Consider the following 25,179-nt stretch of genomic DNA (forward strand, 5'->3'; position numbering starts at 1 on the left):
CCTTTCTTTATGGGTTTATTTTATAACTAATTAGTAATAAAAGCAATCAATTCGTTTGAGGTTGGCCAACTAGCTAATAACATTGCTTTTAAAAGAAGTCATCAAAAAGACTTAATTGATTATCTTCAGGAAGGTTGCCTAAGATCCCCATATCGTCCATTTTTTCGACCAAGCTTTGTGAAGCTCCGCCACGTTTTCTGAGCTCCATTTTTGAAAGAAATTCTCCCTCTTTTCTGGCACGGACGATTTGTCTAGCAACATTCTCGCCTAAGCCTTCTAAGGCTACAAAAGGAGGTATTAAAGTATCACCTTCAATTTGAAACTCTATCGCATCACTCTTGTAAAGATCTAATTTTCCAAATTTAAAGCCACGCTCTAGCATCTCGTTGACAATCTCCAATGTTGTGTATAAATCATTCTCAACATTAGAAGCCTCGTTAGTTTTCTTTTTAAGGGCTATATCTTCCATCCGTGCCTTAACAGCCGTTAAGCCACCGCTCATCGTTTTTAATTCAAAAGCTTTTGCTCGAATGGAAAAATAAGCACAGTAATACATGATTGGGTGGTGCACTTTAAAATAAGCAACTCGCAGAGCCATCAAGACATAGGCAGCAGCATGCGCTTTAGGGAACATGTATTTAATCTTTCCACAAGATTCAATATACCAATCTGGAACATGATTCTTACGCATCGCTTCAATATAAGAATTGCGCTCATCTTCTGAGATTTTCAACCAGAGTCCTTTTCGAACCCTTTCCATAATGGTAAAGGCCATCTTAGGCTCTAAACCAGCGTGCATAAGGTAAACCATAATATCATCCCGACAGCCAATAACTGTTTTTAGGGTTGCAATACCTTCTTTAATAAGATCTTGTGCATTACCCAACCAAACATCTGTTCCATGTGACAGACCAGATAATTGGAGGAGCTCAGCAAAAGTCGTTGGATGTGTTTCATTAACCATGCCACGAACGAAATTGGTACCAAATTCAGGGATCCCCAACATGCCCGTTGGTGTCCCAATTTGTTCCGGTGTAACCCCTAAAATCTCTGTCCCTGAAAAGAGCGCCATAACACCCGGATCGTCGACTGGGATTGATTTAGGGTCAATGCCCGACAAGTCTTGCAACTTCCGAATCATTGTGGGATCATCATGACCTAGAATATCAAGCTTTAAAACATTCTCATCAATATCATGGAAGTTAAAATGGGTTGTTTGCCATGAAGCTGTAACATCTTCTGCTGGAAATTGGACTGGGGTAAAATCATAGACGTCCATGTAGTTAGGAATAACAACAATCCCCCCCGGATGTTGCCCAGTTGTTCGTTTCACACCAGCTGCACCAGCTGCAAGACGATCAACTTCAGCATCTCTGTACATTTTTCCAAAATCCCGTTCATAACCTTTGACAAAACCGTAAGCTGTTTTTTCTGCAACTGTACCAACAGTTCCTGCTCTAAATGCATACTCAGCTCCAAAAATATCACGCACATCTAAATGGGCATTGGGTTGATCATCTCCAGAGAAGTTCAAATCAATATCCGGTACCTTATCGCCATCAAAGCCAAGAAAGGTTTCAAAGGGAATATCTTGTCCATCCTTTTGATAACTTGCTCCACATTCTGGACAATTCTTATTAGGCAAATCATAACCAGATCCGACAGAACCGTCCGTGATGAATTCTGAGTGCTGACAATGAGGACAAACATAATGCGGCGGCATTGGGTTAACTTCCGTTATACCAATCATGGTGGCAACAAAACTTGATCCAACAGATCCACGTGAACCTACCAAGTATCCCCGCTCATTCGAGCGATTTACCAGCATTTGAGAGGCTAAGTAAATCACCGCAAAACCATTCCCTAATATGGAAGTCAACTCTTTTTCAATTCGTAAATCAATAATATCTGGTAAAGGATTACCATAAATTTCGAAAGCTTTTTGATAGGTCAACTCAGCAACTGTTTCTTCAGCTTTGTCAATAAAAGGCGTGTAAAGATCTCCTTTAACCACTTCAACTTCTTCTATACGATCGGCAAAGTCTTGGGTATTTTGAACAACTACTTGATAAGCTAGTTCTTTTCCTAAAAAGGCAAAGTCGTCTAGCATTTCATTGGTTGTTCTGAAATGAGCCTCAGGCAGTGGAGCTGGTTGAGCGCCTTCTCCACGGCCAATTGGTCTATTAATCATAGCACCTTGACCGAGTGAGCGAACAATGATTTCACGGTAGATAGCTTCTTCAGGTTCAATGTAATGAACATTACCCGTAGCAAGAACTGGTTTATTCAGCCTTTTACCGACCTCAATTAAATCAAAAATGATTTTCTGAACTCCCTCTTGGTCCTTAATTAATTCACGCGCAATTAAAGGGTTATAGAGGGCCGGTGGCATGATTTCAATAAAATCATAATAGTTTGCTAACTCAGCAGCAGCTTCCACCCCTTTTGTGAGCACCGCATCAAAAACTTCTCCTTCAGAACAACCTGTCCCTAGAAGGAGTCCTTCACGGTACTGATCTAAAACAGTCCTAGGAATCCGCGGAACTCCTTCAAAGTACTTAACATTTGATAGACTAACTAATTTGAAAATATTTTTCAAACCTATTTGATTTTGAACGTAGATAGTCGCATGTTTGACCCGTGCCTTTTTATAAGAATCTTCCGCCACAAGTTTAGTGTTAAGATCCAATAAATTAGTGAGTCCATGTTTTTCGCGAGCTTCTTTCAAGAAAATAAACAATAAACGTCCAGTGGCTTCCGCATCATAGTTAGCCATATGGTGATGATCCAAGGAAACTTGGAACCTCTTGGTCAGTGGCCCCAAACCATGTCGCTTATACTCAGGATATAAATTACGGGCAAATTCTAAGGTGTCAATAACAGGTTGGTTAATTAAAGGGAGCTGATGACGTTCATAATTAGCGTTCATAAAACCGACATCAAAACTAGCATTATGTGCAACCAAAATGGTGTTCTGACAAAAATCTTGAAAGGCTTCTAAGACTTTTAGGATAGGTTTTGCTCCGATTAAGTGATTATCAGTAATCCCTGTTAATTCCGTTGTAAAGGTGGATAAAGGGTGACCCGGATTAATAAATTCATCAAATTGTTCAATAATATTGCCTTTATACATCTTTGATGCCGCGATCTGAATCAAATCATTGTTTATTGCTGATAAACCAGTAGTCTCGACGTCAAAAACCACGTAGGTTGCTTCATGCAAATCCATATCGACAGGATCATAGGCAATAGGAACTTTGTCTTCAACGATATTAGCTTCTAGACCAAAGATTGCCTTGATGCCCGCTTTTCGAGCACGATGATAGCCATGTGGAAAAGACTGCACATTAGCATGATCTGTGATTGCAACGGCCTTGTGTCCCCATTTAGCAGCTGTATCAATGAGACTTTCAACAGTCGGTAAGGCATCCATGGTTGACATGTTGGTGTGAGCATGTAATTCCACACGTTTTTGCCCTTCTGGCATTAAGTCCTTCCGGCTATGATGTACAATTTCTTTTATTTGTTGTACATTCATGGTTAGACTTTTGGTAAATTGATTATTTTCAATATTACCCTGAACACGTAACCAAGCCCCCTTAGCAATCATATCAAATTTACGGAGCTCATCATCATCTTTCGCCCATTTTTGCATAGCAAAACTAGAGGTATAGTCAGTCATTTTAAAATTGATGATGTGACGCCCCGTACGGGTTGTTTTGCGATCCACATCAAAAACCATACCTTCAAAGACAATCCGGTTTTCCTCTGTTTCGACCTCAACCATTGGTGTGATTTCAGCTTTTTCAAAACCTGCCTGCCTTTGAGCAACTCTTTCTTTATAGTCAAAACTTGGTTTAGCGCTAGTAACCTCATCAGCAGGTGGCTGCATGGCTTCTAATGACCTTTGCGCTTCTAAATTATCTTGGACTGCCTTTTCTAAGAGTGCTTGGCGATTGGACACAAAAGAATGAGTCATCTCTTGAGTCATCTCTTGGTTAGTAACCATTTCAATAGTCAATTGGCCAAAGCCAAAGGCTGCCATTTGTTTAGCAAGGTTTGGGATATGATTTTGCCTAAAATGATCATTATTAACAAAACGGGGAGCATGAATAATCAGCTTACCATCTTGGTAGGAAACGTTTAGCTTAGCAAAGCTAGATTTGAAGGAAGCTCCATTACAGGGTGCATATTCAAAAGCTTCCTGATAATAGGCTTGTAAGACAGGCTCTGAATAATCAATCTGCTTTACCTTAATATCAAATAAGGCCTTAATATCAGCTTCTTTGAAGGTCTTAGTTAAGCGGTAGTCTAGTTCTCGATAACTGTCAATAGGTAAAATGTGTTCAAATGAAAAATGAAACTCCCAAAGTCTCGAAACTGAATGAACATTAACTTCAATAATGTCAGCAGTCGAAAAAGCACTTGAAGTACGCATTTCAAGTGGCATTTCTATTTGTTCCATTAATTTAACGAATAAATCTGACATAGTTTTCTCCTGAATTTCTTAGGCCTATTCTAACACAAAACAGAGAAAATTTCGACTCTTAATTACCTTTCAACAAGTTTGAACCCAGCTCCTTGAGGACTATTTCCGTGAATTTATTTTCTGTCATTTATAGACAAAAGGACTATATTTCAAAAAAATAGACAAAGATAGTCTATCTACTATTGCTCAAACTCTGATTTTATCCAAAAATAATAGTATAATATAATTGTTCATGCTATTTCATAAATTTATAATGTGAAGACGGAGATAAGAATGGAAACACCAATTATTGAATATCAAAATGTTAATAAGATCTATGGCGATAAAATAGCCGTTGATAAGATTAATTTAAAAATCATGCCCGGCGACTTTATCTGTTTTATTGGAACTAGTGGCTCTGGCAAAACAACCCTAATGCGGATGATTAACCGTATGCTAAAGCCTAGTAATGGCAAAATTCTTTTTAAGGGGAAAGATATCTCAGAATTTAATCCAGTCCAATTACGACGTAAAATTGGCTATGTTATCCAGAGTATTGGACTTATGCCACATATGACCATCTACGAAAATATCACTCTTGTACCCAAGCTTCTAAAATGGTCAGAAGAAGACAAAATGGCCAAAGCTAAAGAATTACTTAAAATTGTTGAGCTTCCAGAAGACTTTTTAGATCGCTATCCTTCTGAACTATCTGGTGGCCAACAACAACGGATTGGGGTTATTCGTGCCTTGGCTGCTGATCAAGATATTATTTTAATGGATGAGCCTTTTGGAGCCTTGGATCCAATTACACGTGAAGGGATTCAAGACCTGGTTAAAACTCTCCAAGAAAAAATGGGTAAAACCATTATTCTCGTCACTCACGATATGGATGAAGCCCTCAAACTAGCAACAAAAATCGTTGTCATGGATAATGGCAAGATGGTCCAAGAAGCATCACCAACTGCCTTACTTCAAAAACCAGCTACCGAATTTGTCGAAAAAATGATTGGTGAAGAACGGCTGATGCGTGCTCAGTCCAATATTACGCCTGTTAAATCCATCATGTTGCCTAATCCTGTTTCTATCACGGCAGAAAAAACCTTATCTGAAGCAATTTCATTAATGCGTCAAAAAAGGGTTGACTCGCTCTTAGTTACAGAAGATGACAGTCTGATTGGCTTGATTGACTTAGAATCTCTCAGCAATCGTTACCAAAAAGACCTATTAGTCTCTGATTTAATGACACAAATTACTTTTTCTGTCCAAGAGGATGCCCTTCTTCGAGATACCGCTCAGCGTATTTTTAAACGTGGCCTTAAGTATGCACCAGTAGTCGATAAAAACAACAAACTTAAAGGCGTTATTACACGTTCATCTTTAGTTGATATCCTCTATAACTTTATCTGGGGCGGAGAGGATAAGGAGGAAGCAAATGACTGATTTTTTAACACAGTATGGTGAGCGTTTACTGTTTAAAACTTGGGAACAAACCTATATTTCTGCCCTTGCCTTACTCTTTGGTATCCTTCTGGCAGTGCCTCTAGGGACTGTACTAACACGCTTTCCAAGATTAGCTAAAATCATTATTGCCCTAACCAGCATGCTCCAAACTATTCCAAGTTTGGCACTCTTAGCCATGATGATTCCACTTTTTGGTGTAGGGAAAACTCCTGCTATTGTCGCACTCTTCATCTACTCACTCTTACCAATTCTCAGAAATACCTATGTTGGCCTAAACAATGTCGATCCTAATTTAAAAGATAGCGCGCAAGGGATGGGGATGTTACCCATACAGTCCATTTTCTTAGTTGAATTACCTTTAGCTATGCCTGTGATAATGGCGGGCGTAAGGTTATCTGCCATTTATGTGATTGCTTGGGCGACCTTGGCATCTTACATTGGAGCAGGTGGCCTTGGAGATTTGATTTTTAGCGGCTTAAATCTCTTCCAACCAGAATTAATCATCGGTGGGACAATCCCAGTCATTCTTTTATCTTTACTAGCAGATTTTCTCCTAGGCTTGCTTGAAAGGAAATTAATCCCTAAACAAAGAAGAGAGGTGACAGCATGAAAAAGAAACTCTATATTAGCCTTTCAATTCTTCTTACATTTAGTGCTTGTTTTTTTGCCTATCATCACTTCTTTAAAAAACAAAGTGAAACCATTAAAATCGCTGCACAAAGTACAACTGAGTCTAGTATCATGGCTAATATCATCGCTGAATTAGTTAATCATGAACTAGGCTATCAGACAGTAATTGTCCCTAATTTGGGTTCTTCAAACGTCACACACCAAGCACAATTACGGGGTGATGCTGATATATCTGCAACTCGCTATACCGGGACAGATATTACAGGTTCTTTGAGGATGGAGGCAGTCAAAGATCCCCAGAAAGCTGCCAAAATCGTCAAGAAAGAATTTACAAAACGCTTTAACCAAACATGGTTCCCAACTTATGGCTTTTCAGATACCTATGCATTTATGGTTACCAGTGATTATGCTAAGCAAAATCACCTTGAAACCATTTCTGACATGCAAAACATCAAAGCAAGCGCCAAAGTCGGGATTGATAGTACTTGGATGAACCGTAAAGGGGATGGTTACCCTGACTTTTCAAAAACTTATGGCTTCACCTTCGACAATCTGTATCCCATGCAAATTGGACTGGTATATGATGCTGTTTCAAGCAATAAAATGCAGGCAGTTTTAGGCTATTCAACTGATGGTCGGATTAAAAGTTATGATTTAAAGATTCTTAAAGATGATAAACAATTTTTCCCTCCCTACGAATGTTCAATGGTAGTCAGCAATTCCCTCCTAAAAAAATATCCTAAATTAAAGAAGGTACTCCATCGACTTGATGGGCAAATTAGCTTGGAAACCATGCAGACATTGAACTATAAAGTAGATGATAAGCTCCTAGAACCTGCAGTTGTTGCCAAAGAATTTCTAAAAAGCCATCACTATTTCAAAGGAGGTGACATGAATGAGTGACATGAATACCTGGGATCAACTTGTCTATTACTTTAACCATAATGGTTCCTACATTATGGCTCAATTTCTCAGACATTTTTTGATTTCTGCATATGGTGTCTTCTTGGCAGCTCTACTTGGTGTTCCTCTAGGAATTATTATTGCTCGTAAAGCACATTTACGCCAATTTGTCATGGGGATTGCTAACGTCTTACAAACCATTCCTTCCCTCGCTATGATTTCGATATTAATGCTTGGTTTGGGCCTGGGGACAAAGACTGTTATTGCTACCGTTTTTCTTTATTCTCTCTTGCCAATCATTAGCAATACCTATACCGGCATTAAAAATGTCAGCAATGACTTAGTTGATGTCGCAAAAGGAATGGGAATGACTAAAAGCCAACGTCTCTTCATGGTAGAGTTACCCCTCTCACTTTCTGTTATCATGGCAGGAATCCGAAATGCCTTGGTCGTTGCGATTGGTATTACAGCCATTGGCGCCTTTGTAGGCGGAGGTGGTTTAGGTGATATCATTGTACGAGGTACAAATGCAACAAACGGCGGAGCCATAATTCTTGCTGGTTCACTACCAACGGCTCTTATGGCAATCTTTTCTGATATTATCCTTGGTGCACTGCAACGGATGTTAGAACCCAAAGGGAACTCTCATTCCTGAGAATAAATCGCCATAAACCAATCTACATAAAAAAGGGCAATCCTCTAGTGATTGGCCTTTTTCATTTCTATTTTTTAGTTAAAATGTCAAGCGTCTCAATAATATTATCAGCATGCACTTCAATACTATCACCACTTGCCTTAATTTTAATTTCCACGATACCTTCAGCAGCCTTCTTACCAACTGTGATACGAATCGGTAAGCCAATAAGATCACTATCAGAGAATTTTGAACCAACCCGCTCGTTACGATCATCTGTCAGAACCTCATAGCCTTTAGCTGTTAAGTCTTTTTCAACTTTGCTCGTTAGGTCTTGGGCCTCTTGATCTTTGGTGTTAACGGTAATAAGGTGAACATCAAAAGGTGCTAATTCTTCTGGGAAATTAATACCCCATGCAAAACGATAGTCGCCTTTTGGTGTTTTGTTAACAAATAATCTTGCATGTTGTTCAATAACAGCTGATAAGATTCGACTAACGCCAATACCATAGCATCCCATAACAATTGGAACTGCTCGGCCGTTTTCATCAAGAATGGTAGCTCCTAGACTATTAGAGTAACGGGTACCAAGTTTAAAGATGTGACCAATCTCAATACCACGGGCAAAGCGAAGGACTCCATGGCCGTCCGGCGATATCTCTCCTTCTTTAACTTCTCGGATATCAACATATTCAGCATGAAAATCACGTTCAGGATTAACACCCAGTAAATGGTAGCCATCCTTATTGGCTCCTGTCACTGCGTTAGCTAGGTCTTGAACATTTCGATCTGCAACTATACGAATGTCACTCGGCAGGTTAACAGGTCCCAGTGACCCAAAAGAAGCACCAAATACCGATTGAGCTTCTTCTTCGGTGGCTGCTTCTAAAAAGTCAACGCCAAGGTAATTTTTTAGTTTAACATCATTAACATGATCATTACCTACTAATAAAGCAACCAACGGTTTTCCATCTGCCATAAAGAGTAAGGTTTTGATAGTTGTTTCCGGTCCACAATTTAAAAAGGCGGCAACTTGATCAATTGTTTTACAATCTGGGGTAGCTATTTCTTCTAGATCAGCTTGAGCTTCAACTTTTGTGCTAGGATTATAAGCATTGCTAGCCATTTCCAAATTGGCCGCGTAGCTTGATTCACTAGAGTAAGCTATTGTATCTTCCCCAGAGACCATCCAGGCACTTAGTTCTGCTTTTATTTCTTCCAGCACATCTTCTGGAATAGACTCTAGGCTAGGAATAGATTTATCCAGGATTAACCAACGATTTAAATCAGTTCTATCAGGTGTGATTGCCATAAATTCTTGTGAATCTTTACCACCCATAGCACCACCATCGCCAATAATACCCTTAAATTCAAGGCCAGATCTAGTGAAAATTGCTTCATAGGCTTTACGGTAATCTTCATAAGTAATATCCAAATCTTCATCATTTTGGTGGAAACTATAACCATCTTTCATGATAAACTCACGGGTTCTTAACAAGCCATTGCGGGGACGTTTTTCATCACGGTATTTAGCTTGAATTTGATAAAGGTTAAGAGGAAGTTGCTTATAAGATTTAACGGCATCACGAATCAAGGTTGTGAACGTCTCTTCGTGAGTTGGACCTAGAATGAAGTCGGATGATTCTCGATTTTTTAATTTATAAAGGTCCTCACCATAGGTCTCATATCGACCTGATTCACGCCATAGATCTGCTGTCAATAAGGCTGGTGCCAACATTTCTACAGCTCCAATCTTATCAAACTCTTGACGCATAATCCCTTTTAACTTCTCAATCGTCCGATTAGCAAGGGGTAAATAAGCATATATTCCAGCAGATACTTGACGAACATAGCCAGCACGTAGCATCAAGGCATGACTAATGACCTGAGCATCGCTTGGCATCTCGCGCAAGGTTGGAATTAACATTTTAGATTGTTTCATTGTTCTTTTTTTCTCCTCTTAGCTTAGAAAAAAGTGCGCATAATATCATTCCAGGTTACAGCTATCATTAATACCAACATAAGAGCTACTCCTGCCACTGTAATATAGGTTTCTGTTTCTTGTTTCAGTGGTTTACGACGAATAGCTTCAACGATATTCATGAGAATTTTACCACCATCTAGCGCTGGAATCGGAATAAGGTTAAAAATGCCCAAGTTTATAGATAGCATACCCATCAAGGACAGTACTGATTCCAGTCCGTTCTGAGCAGCCTCATTAGACATCTGGTACATAGCAACTGGACCACCAAGTTTATCTAAACTAAAACTTAGAATAAGATTTTTTAGAGCAATGATAATAATTGTTGCTCCTCTCAGAGCCATCTGGAAACCACCCAGGATCTTATCTTTCAAACTCGTTTTCAAAGCTACTTGGGCACCAATAACGTAGGTATTTTTAACCTTTTGTGGTTTCACTTTAATAAGCTTCTGAACACCCTTTGACTTAAGTGTCACTGCAATAGACTGACCCGGTTTGATTCCCTCAGTCGTTTTATGAATGGCAGTTGTCAACTCTTGCCAGTTAGAGACTTGATAAGAACCAACCTTGAGGATTTGGTCATTATTTTTTATTCCTGCTTGCGCTGCAGCACTATCTTTAGCTACTCTAATGTGGTTACTGTTGTAATCATAAGCTCCGCCTTGGACAAATGCCAGCAAGACAAAAACCAAGATTCCTAAAATGAAGTTATTCATAGGACCAGCAAAGTTAGTAATGAGTCGGCCCCAAACACTTGCATTTTGATACTGGACATCAAGTGGAGCAATTCTGATTTCTGTACCATCTTCTTCAACAATTGTGGCATCGTGATGAACAGGATATGTTTTGGTTTCATCAATAACTAAGCCGGTAATGGTTAATTCTTTTTCCAAATCATAGGCGGTCACATTCATAGGTAGACTGGTCGGGTCCAGTTTACTCTGCGATAGATTAATACGAGTGACTTGACCTGATGAATTTAATGTCAAACTAGCGGGAGTTCCGGTTTTAATTTCAGTCTTATCATCACCCCAACCTGCCATGCGAACATAGCCCCCAAGAGGTAACAATCTAACTGTGTAGAGGGTTCCTTCTTTATCTGTATGATAAAAAAGTTTAGGTCCCATCCCTATGGCAAATTCTCTAACGAGAATCCCAGATTTTTTTGCAAAATAGAAATGCCCAAATTCATGGACAACTACAATTATGCCAAAAATGATAATGAAGGTTAATAATCCTAGCATAGTTTTCCTTTCACTTTAAACATATTGCCTTCTTGACTAAAAGAGGCCAAAAAGGTGCATGATTGGGAAGACAAAGATGATTGAATCAAAACGATCCAAAATCCCACCATGGCCTGGAATTAATTTTCCAGAATCTTTGACACCAAAATGTCTTTTAATAGAGCTTTCAACAAGGTCGCCAAATTGCGCAAAAATAGAAAAGAAAATGACAAAAACTAACATTGTTAAGAAATGAAATGGTGCATATACAGCACGGTCAATAATCATAAAGATAACAGAAACAGCTACAGCTGAGGCAACTCCGCCTAAACTTCCTTCAATGGTTTTATTTGGTGAGACTTTAGCTAACAATTTGCGACGGCCAAATTTACGACCGATAAAATAAGCGCCCATATCCGTCGCCCAGACAATAAATAAGGCTAGCAAGACCTTATCAATCCCCGATATTCTTGCATTCACTAAATTTTGGAATCCGATTCCAACATACAGGCTAGTTGCAATTGGAAAAGCTGCATCTTCAAAAGAATAATGGTTGCTATTGATAACCGTTCCCGCTAAAAAGAAGAAAACGATGAGACCAAAGCAAGCAAAACTAGCATCAATCGGTAAAAAGGTTAGATAATGATCCATAGGCACAGTCAAAACAAATGCCGCCAACATCGCTAAGATACCTTCAAATGAAAAAACCTCTAACTGTTTCATACGAAGCAATTCTGATACTGCAATCATTGCTAAAATAGCAACGAACAGTTGAAAAGGTAGTCTTCCAACAATCAAAAATGGTAAAAAAACAGCTGCAGCAATCCCGCCCCAGATAATACGTTGTCTCATAATTACTTCTCCTCTAAACCTTACCAAAACGGCGCTGACGACGACTATACTCTTCCAATGCTTTGATGAACTCAGCTCTCTTGAAATCAGGCCATAAAACGGAAGTGAAATAAAATTCACTATAAGCTGATTGCCAAGGTAAAAAATTACTTAAGCGCAGCTCACCACTTGTTCTGATAATCAAGTCAGGGTTTCTATATAAGTAAGGAAGATGGTCAGTCATAAGGTAGTTGGCAATCAATTCTTCAGTGATATCACCTGGGTTTAAGTTGGCATCAAGAACATCTTGAGCAATCATTCGAACAGCACTTGTAATTTCTGCACGACCTCCATAATTCAAGGCAAAATTAAGAACCAAGCCTGAGTTCTTTCGAGTTGTCTCGATAGCTCTCTTAAGGGCATTTAAGGTTTCTGCTGGTAAACGATGTGTTTCCCCAATCATCTGAATGCGCACATTGTTTTTATTGAGTTCTGGCACATATTTGTCAAAAAATTCAACGGGTAAATTCATAATAAATTTGACTTCATCTTGGGGACGTGCCCAATTCTCAGTCGAAAAGGCATAGACCGTTAAGACTTTCACTCCATATTTTGATGCCGTCAGAGTGACTTCTTGGAGAGCATCCATACCAGCTTTATGACCAAACACACGTGGTTTTAAGCGTTTCTTCGCCCAGCGGCCATTGCCGTCCATGATAATCCCAATATGCTTAGGAATTTTTTCGAGTTTAACTTCTTTTGATTTTAATTTTAAGCGTAACATGTCATTTCCTTATTTAAGCGTACTTACTTTATTCTACCATAAATAAATGCAATTGACTTAGCTTTTAACGCCTAATTCCAGAAAAAAAGAGCCCTAACAGCCAAAAATAGCTATGTTTAGGTGCTCTTTTAGAATACTAATCAAAAATAACAACTTTATCACACTTCTGTGATAACATCTTATTCTTTAATAGCAGGTTCTTCTTGCTTTTGGATAGCTGTCTCTTCAACAACTGGCAGGTCATTTTCTGACGCTTCTGATGTAACAACTTCTTCATTAGCAATAGTTGTTTCTACCCCTGCATCTGATTTTGTGACAACACGCTTAATCGCTGATAATTCAAACGGTAAATAAATACCGTCCACGTCTAAAGTGATTTTTTTAGCATCTTGATCCACTTCATCAACCATGGCATACATGCCTCCAATTGTCACCACTTCATCACCTTTTTGTAAGGCATTCATTTGATTTTGGCGTTCCTGAGCTTGTTTCTTTTGTTGGCGTTGCATGAAAAAGATCAAGCCAATAAAGACAACAAACATAATTATCGTTGAAAATCCCATAGTTACTCCTTCTTTATATAAAAGTCATGATTAACTATATCAAAAATAGGCCTATATAGCAAGGAATGAATCATTTTTTACGATTACCTTTTTCAATAAAAGATCGGATCGCATCTAGGCTTAAGCTGGAATCACAGACAACTTCACTCCTTTGGGCACTAGCCACTAGCAAGGCAGGAACAGTAGTAATCTGATTTCTTGCCCGAAAATCTTGAATAGCAACTAAGCCAACTAGACTATCGCTAGGCAAGTAAGATACCTGGTATCCTCCATCTTGACTGACTTCTGCTAATTTAGGCGCAAAAAGACGACAATAGGGGCAAGTCTCTCGTCCAAGGTAAAGAATCATTTTTTCCTTTTGATTAATAGTATCTACGACTTGATGAATAGTAACCTCAGTAAAGTGACTAATCGCTTCTTGATAATCCATACATTCTCCTAATGTTACCTCTTCTACTTTTAATAAAAAGGAGACTGTCTCAACAGTCAGACTCCTTACTTCTCTTCATAACCATTGGGATGACTGGAATGCCAGGCCCAAGCGGTTTCAATAATTTTTTCAATATCATCATAGGCCGGTTGCCAACCGAGGATTTCCCGTGCTTTTGCTGAATCTGCAACTAAAATATCTGGATCACCTTGTCGGCGCGCTCCAATTTCGGCAGGAATAGCCTTACCTGTTACCTTTCGTGCAACTTCTAATATTTGTAAGTTTGAAAAACCAGTTGATGATCCTAGATTAAATACCGCCGAAGGATTACCTGAACGTAAATAATCAACTGCTAAACAGTGAGCCTGAGCTAAATCAAAAGGATGGACATAATCTCGGATATTTGTTCCATCTGCTGTTGCATAGTCATCGCCAAAAATCATTATTTTCTCACGTTGTCCATTAGCAACCTGTAAAACAAGTGGAATTAGATGCGTTTCCGGATAATGATCTTCACCAATAGAGCCATCTGGTTTATTGCCCGCAACATTAAAATAACGCAAAGCTACGAAACGAATCCCGTAGGCTTTATCACACCAGTCCATTATTTTTTCCATCATCAATTTACTTTCACCATAAGGATTGATAGGTACTTGACTGCTTGTTTCCTTGATTGGGGTTTCTTCTGGGATTCCGTAGGTTGCAGCTGTTGATGAGAAAATAATTTTCTTAAGACCACATTCACGCATTACTTCTAAAAGTTTGACCATACCAACTGTATTATTCTCAAAATATTTCAAAGGGTCTGTCATAGACTCTCCGACTAAGGAGAATGCTGCAAAATGGATAACCGCATCAATGTCTGTATTTTCTTGAAAAACCTGACGCATAAAGGGTTGATCAGCTAAATCCCCTTGATAAAAACGGGCTTTTGGATGAATAGCTTGACGGTGACCAGTTACAAGATTATCAACCACAACAACCTTCTCTTCACTATGTTCAACTAACCAATCAACCATGTGAGAGCCGATATACCCAGCCCCTCCGAGCACAAGAATTGCCATTATAACTCTCCTTCTATTCCTATACTTTCAACAAAACGTTTGAAAGCTAATTTTCCCTCACGATTCTGTTTGTAAACTCCCGCATCTTCAAGGACACGAACAAACACCTTACCAACTTCTTCCTGGACAATCCGATGAACAGTAGAGCTTTTAACATCTCGATGCTCTTTTATCTGATCTGCCCACACTTTATGGTAGTCTGCTATGTTATTATACTCACCCAGCAGATATTTTTCAACTTCTAAAAGCTCATCTTTCAATCTTGGTGGAAGAATAGCTAGGCCCATAACCTCTATTAAACCAATATTTTCTTTCTTGATATGATGTAATTCTTTATGAGGATGATAAACCCCATCTGGATATTCAGGCGTCGTGTGGTTATCTCTTAAAACAATATCCAGTTCAAATTTTCCATGACGCTTTCTTGCTATAGGTGTTACTGTATGATGAGGCACTCCTTCTGTATGAGCAATAATATCAACTGACTGGTCACTGTAATTTCTCCAGCTTTTCCGAATCAATTCTGCTAGTTGACTCATTTTTTCTCGATTTTCTCCTCTCAGCCGAATGACAGACATCGGCCACTTAAGAAGCTCTGCTTCAATTTCCAAAAAACCTCTAAAATAAAATTGGGTCTCTGCCTTAGCTAGAGCCATGGGAAAATCATGACGTCCACCCTGATAATGATTATGGCTTAAGATAGAGCCACCCACAATTGGCAAATCGGCATTAGATCCTGCAAAATAGCCTGGAAAAGTAGCTACAATTTCTAATAGCTGATCAAAAGTCTTTTGTGAAATAACCATTGGAACATGCTTTTGATCTAAAAAAATACAATGTTCATTAAAATAAGCATAAGGAGAATACTGGAAGCCCCAAGGATCTTCTCCAAGTGTCAGCCTAATTATACGATGATTTGCTCGTGCAGGGTAATCAAGTCGACCTTGATAGCCTTCATTTTCCATGCATAACTGGCATAAAGGGTAACTTGAGGATTTCACCAATTTTGCGGCAGCTATTGCCTTGGGATCTTTTTCTGGTTTTGACAAATTAATAGTAATTTCCAAATCACCATAGGGTGATGGTGTTTTAAAAGCTATATTTTTTGCGATAGCTGATACTTTAATATAATCGTTCAACTGGCTTAGGTGGTAAAAATCAGAAATAGCTTTTTCTGGACAACTGGCGTAGGTAGACCAAAACAATTGATTTAGATGACTAGGTGCCGGAGTTATGACATTCATTAATTCAGCTCCAAGGCAATCTCTCTCCTCAACAAATCCCCCAATTTTCCCATTTTTTTGAGCTAAATCCAAAAGCTCTTCTTTCAATAAAACAGCATCCTTCTCTTTAGTTTCCGTCTCATTATTTCCTTCACCAACGAGGGCAAGAATTCTGTTTCTTAAGTAATAAGTATCTTCTTCCCTAAAGTCTGATTGCGCAATGATAACATTAACAAATTGATCAATAAGTTTCATAATAGTCTCACTTTATAATAAATGAGCCCCTTGGGCTACTTCAGCAATATAAAACTCTGGTTTATAGCCAATAACATCTTGATATCTCTCTTCAACTGCCTTTTTAAAGGATTCGACTTGCTTTTTATCAACAATTGCAATAGCACAGCCGCCAAAACCAGCACCTGTCATTCTTGCTCCTAAAACACCCTCTTGTTCCCAAGCTGTGTGCACTAAAGTATCAAGCTCAATGCCAGTTACATCATAATCATGCTCTAAGGAAATATGAGAGGCGTTCATCAGACGACCAAAAATGTCAAGTTTCCCGGCTTGCAAAGCTTCTAAGGCCTTAAGTGTTCTTTGATTTTCCGAAACAGCATGCCTTGCACGTTTTATTCTAATACCGTCTTTAATTAGGTAAGCATACTGATCAAAAAGGGCATCGTCTAAGTCGCCAAGTGAAGTGATTGGCACCCCTTTTTGTAATTCCTCCAAAGCTTTTTCACATTCCGAACGCCTTTGGTTATACTTAGAATCAGCTAACTCACGTCGCTTAGTCGTGTTCATAATAACAATTTGATAATCACCTAATTCAAGAGGTACTAAGGCATAATCCAAAGTATTGGTATCCAAATAGATTGCTTTCTCATCAGCTCCCATGCCAATAGCAAACTGATCCATTATGCCAGAATTGACACCAATAAAATTATTTTCAGTTTCTTTGCCGATTTTTACTAAGTCTAGTCTCGCTAAATCTAACTCATAGAGTGTTTCACACACAATACCAACAAGCAACTCTAAAGAAGCCGAAGATGACAAACCAGATCCATTCGGTATTGTTCCCTTGACGTAGAGATCAAAGCCCGTGTCGATACGATGACCAGCTGCTTTTAAGTATTTTATGACACCCTTAGCATAATTTGTCCAATTATCCTTCTTATCAAAAGCCAGATTATTTAAATCAACTGCAATTACGCCTAATTCAGAAAAGTTTTCAGAGTAAAATCGACAAGTCTGATCTGCCCGCTTTCTTGCTGCTCCGTAAGTACCTAGAGTAATAGCTGCTGGAAAAACATGACCTCCATTATAATCCGTATGTTCCCCAATCAAATTAATCCGGCCCGGCGAGAAAAACATCGCCTCTGCTTCTAGTCCAAAAACACTGTGAAATTGCTCTTTTAAGTCCGCTTTAATCATCTTGTTTCTCCTTATTTGTTCTTTTAACCCTATTTTAGGAAATCTCTGAAACAGCGTCAATTGCTTTACTAAAATTTTACTAAAATATAGAAAAATTTTTATACTTTCGTTATACTAATAACAAAGATATTAGAAATCCAAGGAGAAAAAATTGGCAACCTTAAAAGACATAGCTACTCTCGCTCACGTTTCACAAGCCACCGTATCCCGAGTTCTAAATGAAGATCACAGCTTGTCCGTCGGCGAAGACACAAAACATCGTATCCTCACAATTGCAGATCAGCTAGGCTATTCAAAGCACAAATCTAAAACAAACCTTCCTAAAATAAAACAAAAAATTGCAGTTTACCAATGGTATAGCCAGCAAGAAGAGCTTGATGATTTATACTATTACTCCATTAGAATTGGTCTCGAAAATAGGGCGCGCTTACTAGGTTACGACCTTATACGCTTTTTTAACACAGATAACATTATCTTAGATGTAGGTACAGTTGGAATCATCGCTATTGGTAAATTTAGCAACCAACAAATTAAAGACCTTGAAAAACATCAGCTTCCTCTCGTTTTTGTCGATTCCGACACTTTAACAAGCGGACACCATTGTGTAACGACTGATTTTGAACATTCTGTCATGAGGGCAGTGGATTATTTTATTGACAAAGGGTTTCAAGATATTGGAATGATAGCTGGGGAAGAAAGTACAAGTGATCACAGTCAACTACTAATTGACCAACGTTTTCGAACCTTTAAAAATTATACTAGTGAACTTGGGATTTATCGTCCCGAATACATGTTTGTCGGACAATTTTCCACACAATCAGGCTATCAGTTGATGAAGGAAGCCATCGACTCTTTAAAAGAAGACCTACCAAAGGCTTTTTTCATTGCTAATGACACACTTGCAGTTGGAGCGCTTAAAGCCTTACAGGAAGCTAATATTCCGGTTCCAACTCGTGTTAGCCTCATCTCATTCAATGATACACCTATTACAAGACAAGTTTTCCCAAGCCTATCCAGCATCACTGTCTACACAGAAGAGATGGGAAGTATTGCTGTAGATATCCTCAATAAACAATTAGTTCAACCGTCACATGGCCTTACTTTGACCAAAATTGCTACCCAATTAACTATCCGAGAATCTACCTTATAAAAAGGAGTTAGGTATGACAACTATGACCTCAATGCACTCTGGACAACTCTATTTTCCTAATGATCCACAAATCATCAAAAAACAATTAGACTGCCAAGAGCTCCTCTATACCTTTAATCAAACAAGGCCTTCAGAAATTGCAAAACGCAAACAATTAATGAAAAAAATGTTTAAGGCAGTTGGACCAGATGTCTATATCGAGCCACCACTTCGAGCTAATTGGGGAGGGCATTTTACCACTATCGGAAAAAACGTCTATATCAATTTTAACCTGACCCTGGTTGATGACACCTTTATCACAATTGGTGACAATACCATGATAGCACCAAATGTTACCATCATTGCGGGCACACATCCTCTTCAACCATCATTGCGGGAACAAGGATTTCAATACAACCGGCCAGTTCGGATCGGGAAAAATTGTTGGATTGGTGCCAATACAACTGTTTTACCCGGTGTCAGTATCGGTGATAATTCCGTTATTGGTGCTAATAGCTTAGTTACAAAAGATATCCCTGCTAATACCTTAGCTCTAGGTTGTCCAGCTCGAGTTGTTAAAACCTTCAAAGAGGATAAGTAAAAGTCTAGGAAAATTTTCCTAGACTTTTAACGTCATTTCCACTCATCGGATTAATGTATTTAAGAGCGACGTTTATGCTTATGAATGAGATAAGCCCAAGCTATAAGGAAGAGGGCGGCAACCAAAGCAAAAGTAGTCTTCTTTTCTTGCTTATTTTGAGCTTTAACAGTAGCTTTCTCTACAGTCTTACCGCTAGCATCTGAAGTCTTAGTCCTTGCCTGATGCTTCTTATTGGTGGTTCCATTCTCACTTGCCTTTACTGCCTCCTTTTTAAAACCACTGACACTACTAGTTCTTACGGACTTAGCTGGAGATGCAACTCCAGACCAGAAAACTGGCGAGACTTCTGACAAGACAGTTCCTGAAGTACCCATCTTATTAGTCAGCCCTGGTGTCGTCAGAGTGTGTGGATTGTCATCTTTTTTAGCTCGTTCAAAACCAGGTTCAACCTCTGCTGCCTTCACTAATTTCAAGATAGTTGCTGTCAAAGGATCTAAGGAAAGACCATTCTGGTCAAAGTGCAAACCATTTGGATGCTTGATATTGGCCAAGCCAGCATAATCAGCGTCCACAAGCACGCTGGCGCTCTGCCATTCCGCAGGGAGAGTAAAATGACGGGACTTACTGTCAGCATTTACTAAGACTGCATAGCGATCCCCATTAGTTGCTGTGACCACATAACCAATGATAAGATCTGATTCAGCAACCCCATCTTGTCCTGGAACCGTTATTAAGGAGACCTTTTGATCAATCAAATCTTTATCACCTAGCCTGAAAGCATCTGTTGACTTCCTAATAGCAATCAACCCTTGCATATAATCATGACTCTTAGTATTTTCTGGGTATAGGCTACTATTTGTAGCTTTGGTCCAATCAAAATGGTTAATAGCATCCGTCGAATCATATGAATCATGGATAAAGTAAGGATAGTCAAAGGGACTTCCATCCTCATTAACCAATAAATGGGATTTATTAGGTACTAAGTCACTCGAAACGGGATATTTGTAGGCCTCATCTCGGAATTGCTTTGTGCGTCCATATTCTTGTCCGGCATGGATAAAGGCCGTTCCTTGAGAAGTCATAATGATAAGATTTCCTAAACGTAGCCGACGATGAATCTCACTATTATTTTTAGCAATGCTTGGATCTTTTTTAATAGACTGAGCAATAATGTCAAAAAGTGTTAGATTATCGTGAGCCTCAATGTATTGAATCACATCACCTGGGTCATCCGCTTTAAAATTGGTTGGTTGCCCCTTAATATTGCTGAAGATGCCATTAATGCTTCGATGACCATTTGTCAAGAAAGCTGGTTGCCCTTCATTTGGGTATCCTGATTTCAGAAGATTGCGGATATCATCTGAGAAGGAAGCAACTGAATCTGTTTGATTCATCCAAGTTTGATCCGCAGCTTGAACAGGTTTGTTCTCATCACCTGCATAGGTAATCCACCCTTCTCCTAACATCAAGATATTTGGATTAAGAACTTTGGCAGCGTCATAAGCAGCTTGAATTGTTTCTGCGTCATGTTCTCCCATCATGTCAAATCTAAAGCCATCAACTTTATACTCTGATACCATGTATTTGATAGAATCAAGGAGCAAGCGACGGGTCATATAATGGGTTGTTCCAACCCTACCACCACCAAAAGCCGTTCGTGGAGTCCCGTCAGCGTCCATAAAGTGGTAGTAATGAGGTTCTAAATCTTCCAAAATAGCCGTTTTAGCAGTATGGTTATAAACCACATCCAACAGCACACCCATTCCCAATTTATGAATTTCATTAACAAGATTTTTAAATTCTTCAATGCGTTTCGTAGGATCTTTGGGATCCGAAGAATAATGACCAGTCAGAGCGAAATAGCTCTGAGGATCATAGCCCCAGTTATAATTAGTAGCACTTGAGGCATAATAATCCATCCTATCCTTAGTCATTTCATTAATAAAATAATAAGACATAACTGGCAGTAACTGAATATGGGTGACGCCTAGCTCTTTTAAGTATTGCAAGCGTTCCGCAAAAGCTGCAAAAGTACCAAACTGATGATGTAAATCAACTGAGATAGCTTTATCAGATGTAAAATCACGCACATGTACCTCATAGATAATAGCATCTTCACGCTTATTAAAGCCAGGAATTTTGGCATAGGTCAATTCTTTGGGACCATAATGACTTGGATCAACAAAGGCAGCCTTAGCAACCGCGTAAGCTGGACCTTTGCTAGCCAGATCAGAATTCCATGCTGCTAGAGATTTAGCATAAGGGTCCAATACTAAAACCGTTTTATCACCACGTTTGATCTCATAATGGTAATAATACCCTCTGTAATCGTTAATTTCTAGCCCTTTAGTCTTATCTAGCTTAACTGTCCACTGCCCTTTTTGGCCTTTTACCATACCGACCTTACCGACAACAAGGTTCTGGTCATCTTTATCATAAAGGACAACTGAAACTTGATCAGCACTTGGAGACCAGATAGCCATGTCAACAGACTGACCATTTGCCGTCACTTGAGAGCCAAGAAAACCATCATAAGCATAAAGAGCATCTTTATATTGCCAGTTACCTCTTGCCAGCAAATGATCAGAAGCATAAGTCACAGTATAAGGCCCCTTGTTTGCAGAGAAATCCCCCTTAATGAGAAGTGTTTTTTGAGCAGTGTTTAAAATAAGACCCGCAATAGCCATGCTTTGGTTAGCTGCGTTGGTTACCGTAAGATTTTTAAGTACTGTAGACTGATCTGTACCTTCTAAACTAGTCATACTCACTTCAATTGTTGTAGGACTAGTTTGTTGAGCACCTAGAATGCGTACATTATTGACATAGTAAGGGTTTGTATAAATAGTTGGATCCTCGTCTTTCACAAAAATTTGAGTATTATTTTTTAAATCGCTAAATCTATAGTCAGACGGATTAATTTTGACAGCTTCGCCTGATTTACTTTCATCAAGGAGTAAGAAACCTATATCACTTGGTAATTCTGACAACTTAACATCAATGTAGGCACCATACTTACCAAAATGCCTAAAATTAATCCCATCTGGCCAAGTTCCTTGTTGACTTAATTGAGTAGAATCAACACTTCCCCATAACCACAGGGATTTGTCCTTATAGTTACCATCTGCCCGCAAGTAATTAATACGAAGAGTTCCTGTCGCTTGAGGGGCATAATAACTAGCTTTATATTGCTCATCAAACCAAACTTCATTCATGTTTTGACTCAAAACATCAAACTCCTGGTCCCCAGTAATGTTTTGTCCACTAGTATTATTAATGAGCCATTTTATTAAGTTGCGCGGACCCTCGGCCATCTTTATATCAATGTAGTAGCCATAGTTATCTTGCTTGGCCATTGAAAAACTGGTGGCTCCTGTCGGCCAAGCACCATTTTGCTCAGAAGGTTTAGCAACATCTTCCCAGGTCCAAAGCCCTAGACTAGCTAGATCCGTAGACGGAAGCGTTTTGAAATGCATTCTGATATCAGTTGAGGCAATAGGCACCTCTGCCACGGGTGAGGGAACTTGTGCACTTGGAGGTGTTACATCTGCATCAGATACCGTTTCAGAAGGGACTATACTAGCAACTTCCGAATCACCTACCGAAGCCTCACTAGTTGTGACATTTTCCTGAGAAGAGAGTTGATTTGATTTTTCGATACTGGCCGGTAGGGACCTGTCATTGCTACTCTTGGTCTCAGTTGCTACATTCTGTTCTACTCCTGCTGAACTAGTCACTGCGTTGGTGCTTTGACTAGAATCAGAAACAACTGTTTCAACCAATTCACTTGTCGTGGTATCAGTAGTCTTAGCTTGCACAGCAGTTACAGCTGTACCAAACAAGGCAGTAGCAATTGTTATCGAAGCAACCCCTAACTTTAAACGACGAATGCCAAATTTTTGCCGTTTTTCTGGTGTGATGGCTTTATTATGTTTACTCATCGACTGCAACATTTGGTTCTCCTTTTTTCCTTTTCATAACTAGTATACCTAGGAAACTTTATTTATGCAATCGTTTTCTTTAATTTACTGATTCTATTTGTAAAAAGTTTTATTAACAACAAAAACAAAGTGCAATCGCTTGTTTTTGTTAAGGGATTGTCACTATTAAAAAAGAAAATCTCTAAATCTAAGCGCTTACTGATTAGCTTCAAAGTTAAAAGATAAAAAAAGTCCTCTTGATCGAGGACTTCTAAACTATCTATTTTTTAATACAAAAGGCATCCCAAGCTTCTAAGTAACCTTGGTCAATGACTTTCCCTGGGTCTGTGTTAGCAATGATTGTTTGATAGGTTTCACATGACAAGTTAAAAGCTTGATTTTGATCTGATAAATTAACCACAATCAGGTAAGTATCTGTACCTAGGCATCTTTCATAAGCAAAGACTTTATCAGCTGATTCTAACAATCGGAAATCTGCCTCAACTAACCACGATTCATTTTTCCGTAAAGCAACAAGGTCTTTGTAGGTATAAAAAAGTGAATTCTTATCGGCCAGAGCAGCTTGGACATTGATCCTTTCATAATTAGGATTAAGTGCCAACCAGGTCTTATCCGCCTTGGAAAAACCTGCATGTTTTGAGGTATCCCACTGCATTGGTGTTCTGGCATTATCACGTCCAACCTGCCGGATACTTGCCAAGATTTCTCCTATTGCAACGCCATTAGCCATGGCTTCTTTAGCATAGTTGACTGATTCGATATCGTCTACCTGCTCCAGATGTTCAAACGGATAATTCGTCATCCCGATTTCTTCACCTTGGTAAATATAAGGCGTTCCGCGCATGAGATGAAGTAAAATGGCTAACGCTTTTCCAGATTTTTCACGATTTTCTTGGTCATTTCCCCAAATAGAAAGAACCCGCGGTAAATCATGGTTATTCCAAAACAAGGAATTCCAGCCTTCCCCCAGCTTTAATTCTGTTTGCCACTTGGCAAAAATAGCTTTTAGGGCTGGCACATCCAATTCTTCAGCATAATCCCATTTTGGACGATTAGGTTTATGTTGCAAACCAACATGTTCAAATTGGAAAACCATGGAGAGTTCTTTATTTTCTGGACGAGAATACTGTTTGGCAATTTCCGGAGTTGCACCCCAAGTTTCACCAACAGTTAATAAATCATGATCTCCAAATGTTGCCTGATTCATTTCTTTTAAGTAATCATGCAACTTAGGTCCATTACCAGTAATTTCCGCATCTGGAATTTTACCAATTAAATCAATAACGTCCATGCGGAATCCACCGATTCCTTTAGCAATCCAAAAATTCATCATATCATAAATCTTTTGACGGAGGTCTGCATTTTCCCAATTCAGATCTGGTTGTTTTTTACTAAAGAGATGGAGATAATATTGACCAGATTTCTGGTCCAATTGCCACGCAGAGCCAGAAAAAGTTGACATGAGACCATTAGGCTGGTCCCGCCAAATATAAAAATCTCTTTCTGGACTTTGTGGGTTCTCTCTTGCTTCAATAAACCAGGCGTGTTCATCAGATGTATGATTGACAACCAAATCCATGATGATTCTAATGCCGCGTTTCTTGGCTTCTTCTAAGAGAAGGTCCATCTGGGCCATATCACCAAAAATGTCAGCGATAGCCTCATAATCCGAAATATCATAGCCGTTGTCATCCATTGGGGATTGATAAACTGGAGACAGCCAGATAGCTGTAATACCAAGGTTTTCCAGATAGTCTAGTTTTTGAATAATCCCTTCAAGATCCCCTATTCCATCACCATTAGCATCCATAAAAGATTTGGGATAAATTTGATAGATTGTAGCTTTATGCCACCAGTGTTTTTCCATTTTTATCTCTTTTCT

The 25,179-nt window shown here is 39.0% G+C and carries 18 protein-coding genes; 6 read left to right on the top strand and 12 right to left on the bottom strand.

Features of this window, described 5'->3' with window-relative positions; all coding sequences use genetic code 11:
• Positions 1-88: 88 nt before the first annotated feature.
• On the bottom strand, positions 89-4,489 hold the full coding sequence (locus tag STRPS_RS03175; protein WP_007895421.1) for a PolC-type DNA polymerase III: 4,401 nt from the start codon (positions 4,487-4,489) through the stop codon (positions 89-91).
• 273 nt (positions 4,490-4,762) lie between these two features.
• Between STRPS_RS03175 and STRPS_RS03180 the strand changes: the two genes are divergently transcribed.
• The 4 genes from STRPS_RS03180 to STRPS_RS03195 are packed head-to-tail and all read left to right on the top strand — an operon-like array spanning position 4,763 to position 8,120.
• A complete protein-coding gene (locus tag STRPS_RS03180; RefSeq protein WP_007895355.1) occupies positions 4,763-5,911 on the top strand; it encodes a betaine/proline/choline family ABC transporter ATP-binding protein in 1,149 nt (382 codons plus the stop codon).
• Positions 5,904-6,542: an ABC transporter permease gene (locus tag STRPS_RS03185; protein WP_007895438.1), complete on the top strand. Its 639-nt coding sequence runs from the start codon at positions 5,904-5,906 to the stop codon at positions 6,540-6,542. The genes STRPS_RS03180 and STRPS_RS03185 overlap by 8 nt, the downstream gene beginning before the upstream one ends.
• The gene (locus STRPS_RS03190; RefSeq protein WP_007895378.1) at positions 6,539-7,465 is read left to right on the top strand and encodes an osmoprotectant ABC transporter substrate-binding protein; all 927 of its coding nucleotides are present in this window, start codon (positions 6,539-6,541) and stop codon (positions 7,463-7,465) included. The genes STRPS_RS03185 and STRPS_RS03190 overlap by 4 nt, the downstream gene beginning before the upstream one ends.
• Positions 7,458-8,120 carry an ABC transporter permease gene (locus tag STRPS_RS03195; protein WP_007895470.1) on the top strand — a complete coding sequence of 221 codons (663 nt, stop codon included), beginning with the start codon at positions 7,458-7,460 and terminating at the stop codon, positions 8,118-8,120. Before STRPS_RS03190 ends, STRPS_RS03195 begins: the two co-directional genes overlap by 8 nt.
• A 67-nt stretch (positions 8,121-8,187) precedes the next feature.
• Here the strand turns inward: STRPS_RS03195 and STRPS_RS03200 are convergent, their stop codons facing one another.
• From STRPS_RS03200 to STRPS_RS03240, 9 genes are all read right to left on the bottom strand, one after another.
• Positions 8,188-10,041 (bottom strand): proline--tRNA ligase, encoded by a 1,854-nt coding sequence (locus tag STRPS_RS03200; RefSeq protein WP_007895581.1) that lies wholly within the window; start codon positions 10,039-10,041, stop codon positions 8,188-8,190.
• Between the two features lie 23 nt (positions 10,042-10,064).
• A complete protein-coding gene (gene rseP / locus STRPS_RS03205) occupies positions 10,065-11,324 on the bottom strand; it encodes an RIP metalloprotease RseP (RefSeq protein ID WP_007895428.1) in 1,260 nt (419 codons plus the stop codon).
• A 36-nt stretch (positions 11,325-11,360) separates the two neighbouring features.
• The gene (locus tag STRPS_RS03210; protein WP_007895625.1) at positions 11,361-12,155 is read right to left on the bottom strand and encodes a phosphatidate cytidylyltransferase; all 795 of its coding nucleotides are present in this window, start codon (positions 12,153-12,155) and stop codon (positions 11,361-11,363) included.
• Between the two features lie 13 nt (positions 12,156-12,168).
• Entirely contained in the window at positions 12,169-12,918 is a 750-nt protein-coding gene (locus tag STRPS_RS03215; RefSeq protein WP_007895465.1) for an isoprenyl transferase, read from the bottom strand.
• Positions 12,919-13,097: 179 nt separating this feature from the next.
• The gene (gene yajC / locus STRPS_RS03220) at positions 13,098-13,481 is read right to left on the bottom strand and encodes a preprotein translocase subunit YajC (RefSeq protein ID WP_007895322.1); all 384 of its coding nucleotides are present in this window, start codon (positions 13,479-13,481) and stop codon (positions 13,098-13,100) included.
• 70 nt (positions 13,482-13,551) lie between these two features.
• A complete protein-coding gene (locus tag STRPS_RS03225; RefSeq protein ID WP_007895552.1) occupies positions 13,552-13,911 on the bottom strand; it encodes a thioredoxin domain-containing protein in 360 nt (119 codons plus the stop codon).
• Positions 13,912-13,976: 65 nt separating this feature from the next.
• Positions 13,977-14,975: a UDP-glucose 4-epimerase GalE gene (gene galE, locus STRPS_RS03230; protein WP_007895303.1), complete on the bottom strand. Its 999-nt coding sequence runs from the start codon at positions 14,973-14,975 to the stop codon at positions 13,977-13,979.
• On the bottom strand, positions 14,975-16,453 hold the full coding sequence (gene galT / locus STRPS_RS03235; RefSeq protein WP_007895478.1) for a UDP-glucose--hexose-1-phosphate uridylyltransferase: 1,479 nt from the start codon (positions 16,451-16,453) through the stop codon (positions 14,975-14,977). Before galT ends, galE begins: the two co-directional genes overlap by 1 nt.
• A gap of 12 nt (positions 16,454-16,465) precedes the next feature.
• Positions 16,466-17,629, bottom strand: a complete 1,164-nt coding sequence (locus tag STRPS_RS03240) for a galactokinase (RefSeq protein ID WP_007895556.1) — start codon at positions 17,627-17,629, stop codon at positions 16,466-16,468.
• Positions 17,630-17,780: 151 nt separating this feature from the next.
• On the opposite strand from STRPS_RS03240, the gene STRPS_RS03245 reads away from it, so the two are divergent.
• Both STRPS_RS03245 and STRPS_RS03250 read left to right on the top strand, forming a co-directional pair.
• Positions 17,781-18,779: a LacI family DNA-binding transcriptional regulator gene (locus tag STRPS_RS03245; RefSeq protein WP_007895369.1), complete on the top strand. Its 999-nt coding sequence runs from the start codon at positions 17,781-17,783 to the stop codon at positions 18,777-18,779.
• A 13-nt stretch (positions 18,780-18,792) separates the two neighbouring features.
• On the top strand, positions 18,793-19,359 hold the full coding sequence (locus tag STRPS_RS03250; RefSeq protein ID WP_007895471.1) for a sugar O-acetyltransferase: 567 nt from the start codon (positions 18,793-18,795) through the stop codon (positions 19,357-19,359).
• A 59-nt stretch (positions 19,360-19,418) separates the two neighbouring features.
• Here STRPS_RS03250 and STRPS_RS03255 read toward each other — a convergent pair whose 3' ends face one another.
• A complete protein-coding gene (locus STRPS_RS03255; protein ID WP_007895326.1) occupies positions 19,419-23,309 on the bottom strand; it encodes a pullulanase in 3,891 nt (1,296 codons plus the stop codon).
• A gap of 247 nt (positions 23,310-23,556) precedes the next feature.
• Complete coding sequence (locus STRPS_RS03260; protein ID WP_007895341.1) at positions 23,557-25,164, bottom strand: glycoside hydrolase family 13 protein; 1,608 nt, start codon at positions 25,162-25,164, stop codon at positions 23,557-23,559.
• Positions 25,165-25,179 lie beyond the last annotated feature (15 nt).

Source organism: Streptococcus pseudoporcinus LQ 940-04 (genome assembly GCF_000188035.1).
Classification (GTDB): Bacteria; Bacillota; Bacilli; order Lactobacillales; family Streptococcaceae; genus Streptococcus; species Streptococcus pseudoporcinus.